Here is an 11951-nt window from a genome sequence, read left to right as displayed (position 1 = left end):
GGATCCGTCATGGCCACCAACAACATCGGCACGATCACCCAGATCACGGGCGCGGTCGTCGACGTGCGCTTCGAGGCCGATCTGCCGAACATCCTGAACGCGCTGCATGTCGATGCCGGCGGCCGCAAGCTGGTGCTCGAAGTAGCCCAGCACCTGGGCGAGTCGGAGGTCCGCACCATCGCCATGGACACGACCGACGGCCTGGTGCGCGGCGAGAAGGCGGTCGACACCGGCGGCCCGATCGCCATGCCGGTCGGACCCGAGACGCTCGGCCGAATCCTGAACGTCATCGGCGAGCCGGTCGACGAGCGCGGCCCGGTCAACAACACCCAGACCCTGCCGATCCATCGCAACGCGCCGGAGTTCGTCGAGCAGTCGACCGAGGCGCAGATCCTGGTCACCGGCATCAAGGTCATCGACCTGCTGGCGCCCTACGCCAAGGGCGGCAAGATCGGCCTGTTCGGCGGCGCCGGCGTCGGCAAGACCGTGACCATCATGGAACTGATCAACAACGTCGCCAAGGCGCACGGCGGCGTGTCGGTGTTCGCGGGCGTCGGCGAGCGTACCCGCGAGGGCAACGACCTCTATCACGAGATGATCGAATCGGGCGTCATCAAGCTCGACGGCGCCGGCTCGAAGGTGGCGCTTGTGTACGGCCAGATGAACGAGCCGCCGGGTGCCCGCGCCCGCGTCGGCCTGTCGGGCCTCACCGTCGCCGAGTATTTCCGCGACGCCGAGGGCCAGGACGTGCTGTTCTTCGTCGACAACATCTTCCGTTTCACCCAGGCGGGCTCGGAAGTGTCGGCGCTCTTGGGCCGCATCCCCTCGGCGGTGGGTTATCAGCCGACGCTGTCGACCGACATGGGCGCTCTGCAGGAGCGCATCACCTCGACCAAGAAGGGCTCGATCACCTCGGTGCAGGCGATCTACGTGCCGGCCGACGACTTGACCGACCCGGCGCCCGCCACCTCGTTCGCCCATCTGGACGCGACCACGGTGCTCAGCCGCGGCATCGCCGAGATGGCGATCTTCCCGGCCGTCGACCCGCTCGACTCGACCTCGCGCATGCTCGATCCGCGTGTCGTCGGCGATGAGCACTACCAGGTGGCGCTGTCGGTGCAGCGCGTGCTGCAGCAGTACAAGTCGCTGCAGGACATCATCGCCATCCTGGGCATGGACGAGCTCTCGGAAGAGGACAAGCTGGTGGTGGCGCGCGCCCGCAAGATCCAGAAGTTCCTCAGCCAGCCGTTCCACGTCGCCGAGGTGTTCACCGGCACGCCGGGCGTGTTCGTGAAGCTCGAGGACACCATCAAGGCGTTCAAGGGCATCGTCGCCGGCGACTACGACGAGCTGCCGGAGGCGGCCTTCTACATGGTCGGCACGATCGACGAGGCGGTCGCCAAGGCCAAGAAGCTCGCGGCCGAGGCGGCCTGAGCCGATGGCCAAGGTTTCGTTCCGGCTGGTCATGCCCGAGCGCGAGCTGCTCGCGACCGAGGCCGACATGGTCGTGGTGCCGGGCAGCGAGGGCGATTTCGGCGTCCTGCACGGCCATGCGCCGGTGATCTCGACCGTTCGGCCGGGCGTGCTCGAGGTTCTGCAGGGCAACAAGGTCGACAGGCGCTACCTGGTGGTCGGCGGCTTCGCCGAGGTGACGCCGGAGCGTTGCACCGTGCTGGCCGACGAGGCCATGCCGTTCGAGGACGTGACGGCCGAGCAACTTGCCGAGCGCGAGCGCGCGGCCGAGCGTGAGCTGATGGACGCCCGGGGCGACCAGGAGAAGGCGGCGGCCGAGAAGGCCGTCGCCGTCGCCAAGGACCTGCGCCGGGCCCAGGCCTACTACGCCACGCGCTGACGGCCGGGAACGCGCCACTCCGTGGCGCTCGTCTTCTGGACCGCGGGGGTCCCGCCCGCCTCATGATACATGAGCGGGCGGGACGCCCGCGGTCCGCATGAGCGGGCCGTTGACGGCCAGGTCCTTGGCCTGTCCCGGCGGCTGATTTTCACAACCTCCCAACTGTAATATTTCGAGATGTGCACGGGCGGGCCATTGCAAGCCGGCTCCGGTCTCGCTTTATTACGCAAAAGCGACAGGTCGCCGAGGGTGCTCGAAGCATGGGCAACTGGACTCTCGAAACGATCGCCTGGGATCGGTTCGACGCGTCGAAAGTCGATCCGGAGATTCTGCGCAACATCAAGGCTGCCGCCCTGGTGGAGCGCAACGGGGGCGATTACGGCATCTATCTCGGCCGCGTGTTCGCGGACGATCCGGCGTTCATGGAGGCCGTCGACACTTGGGCGGTCGAGGAAGTCCAGCACGGCATGGCGCTCGGCCGCTGGGCCGAGATGGCCGACCCGACCTGGAATTTCGACAAGGCCTTCGAGCGCTTCCGCGCCGGCTACCGCCTGCCGCTCGACGCCAGCGGCTCGGTGCGCGGCAGCCAGGCCGGCGAGATGATGGCGCGCTGCATCGTCGAGACCGGCACCAGCTCCTACTACAGCGCGCTCAAGGACGCGTCGGCCGAGCCGGTGCTGAAGCAGATCTGCGCCAAGATCGCCGCCGACGAGTTCCGCCATTACAAGCTGTTCTACGACCACCTGCGGCGCTGCCTCGCGCGCGACCGGCTGAGCCGTCTGGCGCGCCTGCGCATCGGCTGGGGCCGCCTGGCCGAGAGCGAGGACGACGAGCTCGCCTACGCCTACTTCGCCGCCAACGAGCCCGCGGAGGCGGTCTACGACCGCAAGCGCTGCGCCCGCGCCTACGCGCGGCGGGCCTATCCGCTCTACCGAGAGAGCCACGTCCAGCGCGCCATGGCGATGGTGCTGAAGGCTGTCGGCCTCAAGCCGCAGGGCCGCCTCAACAGCCTGATGACCCGCGCCGGACTGTGGTTCCTGCGCCGCAACGCGACCCGGTACGCCGCGCAGGGAGCGTGAGGGAACGAATCATTGCCGGGAGCGCGCCACTCCGATGGCGCTCATGGGAATGTGTGTCCAGCAAGCAGAGCGCCGCCGGAGTGGCGCGCTCCCAGTGATGACGCATTCTATTCGCAAAGGTAGGCTAACGCCCATGAGCGCACCGCCGGCGCGCCCCGTATCGGCGCCACCGCGCGAGTGGTCAGCCTGACGTGTCGGCGGCCGGCTCGGTCTCCAGCCGCGTGATGTGAGCAACCCTGGCCAAGGTGTGCCAATGCTTGGCTGTTTCGCGCAGTACCCGCCGGTCGCTCGCAAGAACGCAGTCGCCCGCCATCTGCTCGCATTGAGCAGCCTTGAGCAGACACTCGAGCATCGTCCTCATGGGCGCGCCCTCCCTCGTGCATGGATGAGCGGGAGCGCGTGGGCGCGCTTTGATCGTGGCGCCTTGTTCTCTCAGTCGCCGACGCTCCGGAAGTGCTGCCGGCAATGGGACCAATAGGCGCCCGCTGGCGCATCGTTGCAAGGACTGATTTGTCCCGCGAGCGGACGCTTCGTCGGGGCCTGTGGCGAGACGAGTGCTTTGGATCCCGATGCTGGCGCATGGTGCGCGCGACAACGACCTCGTCATCGCAGGCAGGCTCCTGGAGTCGCACTCGCCGAGGCTACGTCGCCGTCGGCTCCACCAGGTCGGCGAACTCGGCCAGCACCGTCTCGTAGACGGCGCGCTTGAAGGGGACGATCAGCTCGACCAGCTCGCGCGCGGGCACCCATTTCCAGGCGTCGAACTCATCGCCGTGCGCGGTGATGTCGATGTCCGCGTCGCGGCCGGTGAAAGCGAGCGCGAACCATTTCTGCGCCTGGCCGCGCCAGCGGCCCTTCCAGTAGGCCGGCGCCACCTCTGCCGGCACGTCGTAGCGGATCCAGTCGCGGCTCTCGCGCAGCAGCAGTGCCCGGGTAGTGCCGACCTCCTCGCCGAGCTCGCGGCACGCCGCCTCGACCGGGCTCTCGCCCTTGTCGATGCCGCCTTGCGGCATCTGCCATGCCTGGCCGGCCGGCATGCCCGGCCGGTGACCGACAAACACCCGGCGGTCGGCGGCAATCAGCATCAGCCCGACATTGGGGCGATAGCGATGGAGGAGATCGTGGGTCATCGGGTCACTCCACCGAAACGAAGTCGAGGCGCGACAACTGCGACTGGGGCGGCTTGATTGGACCGCGGGCGACCCGCCCGCTCTTGATCTGTAAACCATGAGCGGGCGGGACGCCCGCGGTCCGGAAGACCATGACCCCTCCGCCCCGTGGGACGGGGCACCTCCCAGCGGAGCTGGGGAGGAGTGCAGAAGACCGCTCAATTGGCGCGGCTGCTGTAGAGCGAGATGCCGCGGATCAGGTCGGCGGCGCGCAGCAGCTGGTAATCGGCCGCCGCTTCCTTCGGCGGCTCGTCCGACTCGCCGGGCTTGGCCGGCGTGGGCTGGCCTGGCGTCGTCTGGCCCGGCGCGGTCTGGCTGGTCGACGGCTTGTCGTCCTTCTTCTCGCCCGGCTTGCCCGCTTCGGGCTTGGCCTCGTCCTTCTTGTCGCCGCTCCTGTCGTTCGGATTGAGGATCGAGCGGCGCAGATTCTCCTCGCGGAAGCCGGGGCGGCCCGCGATGTTCTCGATCTTGGCCGGCTCGACCTCGATGTCGGGCTTGATGCCTTCCTTCTGGATCGAGCGGCCCGACGGCGTGAAGTAGAGCGCCGTGGTGAGGCGAATGGCGCCGCCGCCCGACACCTGCATGATGGTCTGCACCGAGCCTTTGCCGAACGAGCGCGTGCCCAGCACGATGGCGCGGCGATGGTCCTGCAGGGCGCCGGCGACGATCTCCGACGCCGAGGCCGAGCCGCCGTTCATCAGCACCACGATCGGCAGGCCGCCCGCGACGTCGCCCGGCTTGGCGTTCCAGCGCTGCACGTCCTCGCTCTTGCGCGCCTTGACCGAGACGATCTCACCCTTGTCGAGGAAGGCGTCGGACATCGAGATCGCCTGGTCGAGCAGGCCGCCCGGATTGTTGCGCAGGTCGATGACGAAGCCCTTGAGCTTGTTGCCCGCCTCCTTCTTGAGCTTCTCGACGGCGTCGAGCACGCCCGCCGTGGTCTGCTCGGTGAACGAGGTGACGCGGATGTAGCCGATGTCGCCGCCCTCGAGGCGGTAGCGCACCGCCTTGACCTTGATGGTGTCGCGGGTCAGCGAGACGTCGAACGGATCCTTGGTGCCGCGCCGGATCGACAGCTTGATCGGCGTGCCGACCTTGCCGCGCATGCGCTCGACCGCCTCCTGCAGCGTGAGGCCCTGCACCGGCTCGCCGTCGAGCGCGAAGATCAGGTCGCCCGACTGGATGCCCGCCTTGGAGGCCGGCGTGTCGTCGATCGGCGACACCACCTTGATGACCCCGTTCTCCATCGTGACCTCGATGCCGAGCCCGCCGAACTCGCCCTTGGTCTGGACCTGCATGTCCTTGTAGGTCTTGGGGTTCATGTAGCTCGAGTGCGGGTCGAGCGAGGTCAGCATGCCGTTGATGGCGTTCTCGATCAGGGTCTTCTCGTCGACCGGCTCGACATAGTCGCGGCGCACCCGCTCGAGCACGTCGCCGAACAGGTTGAGCTGCTGGTAGAGCTCGCTCTTGTCGCCGCCCTTGGCCTTGGGGTCGGCCTTGTCCTGCGACCACGCGGTGATGCCGACCGGCACGGCCAGGAAAGCCATGATCGCGGCGACGGAGGCGATACGCATACGGGTCATCGTCTTTCCTTCGAGGTGGGGCCTTCGAGGCGGGCCTTCGAGATGGGGTCGCCGGGCCGGCGGGCCGGGCGATCAGGGTGTCCGGGTCGTGGGGGCAAGATAATCGCAGGAGCAAGATACAGGGGGGTCTTTGGCAGTATCAAGGCGGCGGCAGGGGCTCTTCGGGAACCTCTTCTATTCCTCCCCCGTAATCGGGGGAGGTGCCCCGCCATGCGGGGGTCATGGTCGTCCGGACCGCGGGCGTCCCGCCCGCTCGTGATCATCCGCTGACTCATGATGATGAACGGGCGGGACGCCCGCGGTCCGGATGACCATGACTCTCCGCCGGCGAAGACGTCGACACCTGGGGCGCTGGAGAAGCGATAAGGAGAATGGGCACCTCATGCCGAGGCTGCGGCAGCTTGTCCCGCCCCATCTCCCCTTGGTGTCACCGCCAGGATGTGCGGCCGGGCGCGCTCGGAGAGCAGGGAATGGCCGGTCATCTCGGCGGGCTGGCGCACGCCCATCAGGGCCAGCATGGTCGGCGCCACGTCGGCCAGCTTGCCGTCCGACAGCGAGCGGATGTTGGCCGGGGCGTTGAACAGGAGCGCCGGCACGCGATTCAGCGTGTGCTGGGTGTGCTTCTGCCGGGTCGTCTCGTCGAACATCAGCTCGGCGTTGCCGTGGTCGGCGGTGACCAGGAGCACGCCGCCCGCTTTCTCCACCGCCGCCATCACCTGGCCGAGGCAGGCATCGACCGCCTCGACCGCCTTCACCGCCGCGTGGTAGACGCCGGAATGGCCGACCTGGTCGGTGTTGGCGTAGTTGACGACGACAAGATCGTAGCGCCCCGAGCCGATCGCCTCCACGAGCCTGGTCGTCACCTCGTCGGCGCTCATCTCGGGCTTGAGGTCGTAGGTCTTGACCTTGGGCGAGGGCACCAGGATGCGGTCCTCGCCCTCGAACTGCCGCTCCTCGCCGCCGTTGAAGAAGAAGGTGACGTGGGCGTACTTCTCGGTCTCGGCGATGCGCAGCTGCGTCAGCCCGGCCCTGGCGACGGTCTCGCCCAAGCCCATCTTGATCGTCTCTGGCGGGAACAGCGTCTTCAGGAACGGATTGAGCGCCGCCGAGTACTCGGTCATGCCGACCGCCGCCGCGATCTTGACGACGCGCCCGCGATTGAATCCGTCGAAGCGCGGATCGAGCAGCGCCGTCAGGATCTCGCGCGCCCGGTCGGAACGGTAGTTGAACATCAGCACGCCGTCGCCGTCGGTCATGCCCTCGTAGCTGTCGATCACGGTCGGCACGACGAACTCGTCGTCCTGGCCCGCGGCGTAGCCCTTGTCGACCGCCGCTTCGGGAGTCGCGGCGTGTTCGCCCCTGGCGTCGACGATGGCGTCGTAGCCCAGCGTCACGCGCTCCCAGCGCTTGTCGCGGTCCATCGGATAGAAGCGGCCGGCGACGGTGGCGAAGCGGATCGGCAGCCCCTGCTTCAGCCCGGCCTTGATCTCGCCGATGCACTCCTGGGCGCTGCGCGGCGGCATGTCGCGTCCGTCGAGGAAGGCGTGGATCCATACGGGCACGCCGGCGCCGGCAATCAGGTTGGCGAGTGCCACCAGGTGGTCCTGGTGGGCATGCACGCCGCCCGGCGAGGCGAGCCCCATCAGATGGCAGGCGCCGCCGCTTTTCTTCAGCACCGCGATCAACTCGGCCAGTACCGGACTCTTCGCCAGCGAGCCGTCGGCGATGGCGTTGTCGATGCGCGGCAGGTCGGGCACGGCGACGCGGCCGGCGCCGAGATTCATGTGGCCGACCTCGGAATTGCCCATCTGGCCCTTGGGCAGGCCGACGAAGGTCTCGGAAGCGTCGAGCAGGCCCTGCGGGCAAGTCGCGACCAGCCGGTCGTAGTTCGGCGTCTTCGCGTTCAGGATGGCGTTGTACGGACGATCCGGCCGGTGTCCCCAGCCGTCGAGAATGCACAGGACTGCGGGACGCCGGTTGGCCATGAATACCTCAGAAGGGGGTGCAACTCAGGACGGCGCCTGCGGGCGCGGCGGCTGGGCACGCTCGACCGAATTGAACTTGTTGGGGCAGTTGAGGTCGCGCGGATCGGTGTCGGGGTTCTGGTCCGGCACCTCGATGGCGCAGAACACGAACTCGCCGCGCGGCTCGCCGTCGATCGAGATGTCGTACGTGTAGGTGCCCGGCGGGTCGCCCGGGATGATGCACCACGAGCGCTGCAGCACGCCGTCCTGCACCGTCTCCAGCATGCGCGTCGTGGCGCGCGTCTTGTCGGCGCTGACCTCGGTCTCGGGCCCGGCGATCACCTGCTCGGCGGGCGACGACGTCGTCAGCACCTCCTTGAGCGAGACCACACGGTTGGGCCCGCCGAGATACATCCGCCAGCCGAAGCAGGCGCGGTTGAACAGGAGCGGGATGGCGTTGGTCTCGTAGTGCCGCTGCTTGCCGTCCTCCCCGGTGATCGAGACGTAGGGAATGCTGCGCACGGCCTTCGGCCTGTCCGTCGACGGCTTGTCGGACGGCGAGCGCGACGGCGGGGACTGGGCCCAACCGGACTGAGCCAGGACGGCCGTCGTCACGGCCGCGAGGGCGAGGACGGAGCAGGCGGCGAGCAACCGTCGGACAGGGGCGTACATGGCTGCAATGTAGCCTCGGATTTTCGTCAGAACAGGGGCAATTTCGGAGATTTCCCCCAATCGGGTCCAAGGCGAGCCTCTCATGACACGAAGCCGCGCAACTCGGTCCTGAGCGCCTGTTCGCTCCCACCGAAGCTTGCGATCATTGCCGCAAGGAACCGTCTCGGGCGCAGCAAGTCGAGATCGACAGTACGCCCAGCGCGAATGGCCAGCAGCACCAGGAAGGTCGTCTGGGTCGCCCGTTGCCTTCCCGAAAGGGGTGTATGGCGTTCAACCCTGAGGCTACGCCCGATGGTACGGGTGCCCGGCCAGCAGCTGCTGGGCGCGGTAGAGCTGCTCGGCGAGCATGGCCCGCGCGAGCAGGTGCGGCCAGGTCATGGGGCCGAAGGAGAGGACGAACGCGCATTGCCCGAGCAGCGGCTCGCCGTGGCCGTCGGCGCCGCCGATCAGGAAGGCGATGTCGGCAACCGCATCGTCGCGCCAGCGCCCGAGGCGCCGGGCGAAGGCCTCGCTGTCGAGGAGGCTGCCGCGGCGGTCGAGCGCCACTGTGACGGCGCCGGCGGGAACCGCGCGCAGCAGCAACTCGCCCTCGCGCTCGATCATCTGCGGCGTAGGCATCTTGCGCTTGTCCTCGAGCTCGCGCAGGCCGAGCGGCCAGCGGATGCGGCCGGCATAGTGCTCGTAGAGGTCGCGCTCGGGGCCGCGGCCGGCGCGGCCGATGGCGGCGATCAGCAGGCGCACGGCATCGGCCATACGGCGTGGTCATGATCTTCCGGACCGGGGGCGTCCCGCCCGCTCATGATATTGACCATGAGCGGGGGGGACGCCCGCGGTCCGCATGAATCATGACCCCTCCGCCTGCCAGCGCGAAGCCACTTCGGTTTCGCGCTGGCAGGCGGAGGCGGGTCGCCGCAAGACGGCGACACTTCCCCAGCGAAGCCGGAACGAGAATGAAGGTCGGGACCAAGGGGCGGCAGTCCCGGCCTCACGAGGCCGCCGGTTTCTTGACCCGCGCGCGGCGCGGGCGGGCGGCGGCGGCCTTGGGCCGGGCGGCGGCGTCGGCCTCGAGCGCCCACATCTTCTCCAGCGCGTAGAAGGCGCGGGTCTCGGGGCGGAAGATGTGCACCACCACGTCGCCGGCATCGACCAGCACCCAGTCGCCGCCCTGCTTGCCCTCGACCGGCGTGTAGCCGTGGCCGGCCTGCTTCAGCCGGTCGGCCAGGTGCTCGGCGATCGCCACGACCTGGCGGTTCGAGCGGCCCGAGGCGATCACCATGTAGTCGGCGAACGCCGACTTGCCGGCGAGGTCGATGACGACGACGTCCTCGGCCTTGTCGTCGTCCAGTGAACGGCGCACCAGCGCGAGCAGCGCGTCGGTGTCCTTGCTCCGGTCGGGAAGCGCACGGATCGTGGCGGAGATGGGTTTTCCTTTCGCGTTGGCGCGCCGCGGACGCACGGCGCGGATGGCGGTTGCCGAATGGCTGTCGAGCCGGCTCGGGATGAACACCCAGGCCGGCGGCTCGGCCGATGCAAGCATGCGCGCCCGGGCCGCGTCCATCCGGTAACGCGCAAAAGCGCGCGGTGCTGCCGACGCCAGCGCCGGATAGCTCCAGCCCGGCCGCGCGAAGGCGGCGATCGGGATGGCCGCGAACAGGTCGCGCCAGCCGAGCCAGTCGACCAGCTGCGGCAGGATGTCGGCCCCCATCAGCCAGACGAAGCGCGCCTTCGGATAGGCGCGGTTGAGCGCCCGCACCGTGTCGAGCGTGTAGCGCGTGCCGAGCAGCAGCTCGGGCGCCTCGACGCGAATCCGCGGATGGCGGCCGACGACCCGGCGGGCGCGGGCCAGGCGCGAGGCCAGCGGCTCCATGCCGTCGCCGGTCTTGAGCGGATTCTGCGGCGAGACCAGCCACCACACCTCGTCGAGCCCGAGCCGCCGCAGCGCCTCGAGGCTGATGTGGCGATGGCCCTCGTGCGCCGGGTTGAACGAGCCGCCGAGCAGCCCGATACGGCGCGCGGTGTCGCGCGGCACGCCGGGCATGGGGAGAATGGGGGAGGTCATGCAGTCAAGCGCCGGGAGCGCGCCACTGACGGCGGAGTAATCTCCGCCGCAGTGGCGCTCATGCTTGGACCGCGGGCGTCTCGCCCGCTCATGAGCATGAGGCGGGCGAGACGCCCGCGGTCCAGATGATATGAGCGCCACTGGAGTGGCGCGCGCCCAGCGAAGAAGCGCGCGCTCATGGCCGCACGGTGCCTTGGCCGCGCACGATGTTCTTGTAGGTCGTGAGCTCGACCAGGCCGACGGGGCCGCGCGCGTGCATGCGGTTGGTCGAGATGCCGATCTCCGCGCCCAGGCCGAACTCGCCGCCGTCGGCGAACTGGGTGCTGGCGTTGTGCATGACGATGGCGCTGTCGACCTGGTCGAGGAAGCGCTGCGCGGTCGCCGCGTTGGCGGTCACGATCGATTCGGTGTGCTGGCTGCCGTAGCGGGCGATGTGGGCGATCGCGCCGTCGACGCCGTCGACCGTGGCGACGGCAATCACCGGGGCGAGATACTCGGTGCGCCAGTCCTTCTCGGTCGCCGGGACGGCCTGGGGATCGCGCTTCATAACCTCGGCGTCGCCGCGAACCTCGCAGCCCAGCGCATGCAGGCGCTCGAGAACGGGGATCAGATGAGTATCGATCGCGGCGCGATCGATCAGCAAGGTCTCGGCGGCGCCGCACACGCTGACGCGGCGCATCTTGGCGTTGGCCACCAGCTCGCGCGCCATGGCGATGTCGGCGTCGCGATCGACATAGACGTGGCAGATGCCGTCGTAGTGGCGCAGCACCGGCACGCGGCTCTCGGCGGTGACGCGGTCGATCAGCGAGCGCCCGCCGCGCGGCACGATCAGGTCGAGCCAGTCCTGCGCCTTCAGCATCTCGCCGACGGCGGCGCGGTCGGTGGTCGGCACCAGCTGCACGCAATCCTGCGGCAGCCCGGCGCCCGCCAGTGCCGTGCGGAGAAGCTCGACGATGGCGCGCGAGGAATGGAAGCTGTCGGAGCCGCCGCGCAGCACCACGACGTTGCCCGACTTGAGGCAGAGCGCGCCGGCATCGGCGGTGACGTTGGGCCTGGCCTCGTAGATCACGCCGATGATGCCGATCGGCACGCGCACGCGGCTGATCACGAGGCCGTTGGGCCGCGTCCAGCGCTCGATCTCTGCGCCGACCGGGTCGGGCAGGGCAACGATGTCGTCGAGCCCGCGCGCCATCGCCTCGACGCGGGCGGGATTGAGGAGAAGGCGGTCCTGCAGCGCCTCGGTCATGCCGGCGGCCCGGGCGGCGGCGATGTCCTTTGCGTTGGCGGCGAGGATCGCCGCGGCGTCGGCGCGGATCAGGCGTGCGGCCTCGGCGAGCGCCGCGTTCTTCGCCGCGGTCGAGGCGGTGCGCAGGCCCACCGCCGCCTCGCGCGCGCGCGCGCCCAGCGCGGCGATCAGGGCGGCGGTGTCCTCGGCGGGCAGGGTTTCAGCGTTCATGGCAGACTCCGAATCTTTTTCCTCTCCCAGCGAAGCTGGGGAGGTGTCGGCGTCTTCGCCGACGGAGGGGTCATGCTCTTCGGACCGCGGGCGTCCCGCCCGCTCATGAGAAGAGCG

The 11951-nt window shown here is 69.2% G+C and carries 11 protein-coding genes; 3 read left to right on the top strand and 8 right to left on the bottom strand.

The genetic code is table 11. The features are described 5' to 3' along the window. Positions 1-9 precede the first annotated feature (9 nt). From atpD to AB7O82_RS13410, 3 genes are all read left to right on the top strand, one after another. Positions 10-1434, top strand: a complete 1425-nt coding sequence (gene atpD, locus AB7O82_RS13420; RefSeq protein WP_428619570.1) for a F0F1 ATP synthase subunit beta — start codon at positions 10-12, stop codon at positions 1432-1434. A 4-nt stretch (positions 1435-1438) separates the two neighbouring features. Further along, on the top strand, positions 1439-1852 hold the full coding sequence (gene atpC / locus AB7O82_RS13415; RefSeq protein ID WP_428556236.1) for an ATP synthase F1 subunit epsilon: 414 nt from the start codon (positions 1439-1441) through the stop codon (positions 1850-1852). Positions 1853-2112: 260 nt separating this feature from the next. Then, positions 2113-2931 (top strand): ferritin-like domain-containing protein, encoded by an 819-nt coding sequence (locus AB7O82_RS13410; RefSeq protein ID WP_428556233.1) that lies wholly within the window; start codon positions 2113-2115, stop codon positions 2929-2931. Between the two features lie 181 nt (positions 2932-3112). Here AB7O82_RS13410 and AB7O82_RS13405 read toward each other — a convergent pair whose 3' ends face one another. The 8 genes from AB7O82_RS13405 to AB7O82_RS13370 all read right to left on the bottom strand — a co-directional run bounded on the left by AB7O82_RS13405 (position 3113) and on the right by AB7O82_RS13370 (position 11834). Further along, positions 3113-3292 (bottom strand): hypothetical protein, encoded by a 180-nt coding sequence (locus tag AB7O82_RS13405; protein WP_428556231.1) that lies wholly within the window; start codon positions 3290-3292, stop codon positions 3113-3115. 280 nt (positions 3293-3572) lie between these two features. Further along, positions 3573-4061, bottom strand: coding sequence for an RNA pyrophosphohydrolase (locus tag AB7O82_RS13400; RefSeq protein WP_428619568.1), 489 nt, complete (start codon positions 4059-4061; stop codon positions 3573-3575). A gap of 197 nt (positions 4062-4258) precedes the next feature. Beyond that, positions 4259-5674, bottom strand: a complete 1416-nt coding sequence (locus AB7O82_RS13395; protein ID WP_428552693.1) for a S41 family peptidase — start codon at positions 5672-5674, stop codon at positions 4259-4261. Between the two features lie 389 nt (positions 5675-6063). Next, positions 6064-7668 (bottom strand): 2,3-bisphosphoglycerate-independent phosphoglycerate mutase, encoded by a 1605-nt coding sequence (gpmI, locus tag AB7O82_RS13390; protein ID WP_428552690.1) that lies wholly within the window; start codon positions 7666-7668, stop codon positions 6064-6066. 24 nt (positions 7669-7692) lie between these two features. Continuing rightward, complete coding sequence (locus AB7O82_RS13385) at positions 7693-8319, bottom strand: hypothetical protein (protein ID WP_428552687.1); 627 nt, start codon at positions 8317-8319, stop codon at positions 7693-7695. A gap of 282 nt (positions 8320-8601) precedes the next feature. Then, positions 8602-9072, bottom strand: a complete 471-nt coding sequence (rlmH, locus tag AB7O82_RS13380) for a 23S rRNA (pseudouridine(1915)-N(3))-methyltransferase RlmH (RefSeq protein ID WP_428552684.1) — start codon at positions 9070-9072, stop codon at positions 8602-8604. 232 nt (positions 9073-9304) lie between these two features. Then, complete coding sequence (locus tag AB7O82_RS13375) at positions 9305-10378, bottom strand: nicotinate-nucleotide adenylyltransferase (RefSeq protein ID WP_428619566.1); 1074 nt, start codon at positions 10376-10378, stop codon at positions 9305-9307. A gap of 175 nt (positions 10379-10553) precedes the next feature. Further along, positions 10554-11834, bottom strand: a complete 1281-nt coding sequence (locus tag AB7O82_RS13370; RefSeq protein WP_428619563.1) for a glutamate-5-semialdehyde dehydrogenase — start codon at positions 11832-11834, stop codon at positions 10554-10556. Between the last annotated feature and the right edge of the window lie 117 nt (positions 11835-11951).

Origin of the sequence: Reyranella sp. (assembly GCF_050185545.1) — a bacterium.
Classification (GTDB): domain Bacteria; phylum Pseudomonadota; class Alphaproteobacteria; order Reyranellales; family Reyranellaceae; genus Reyranella.
This window is presented reverse-complemented; position numbering and strand designations above follow the sequence as displayed.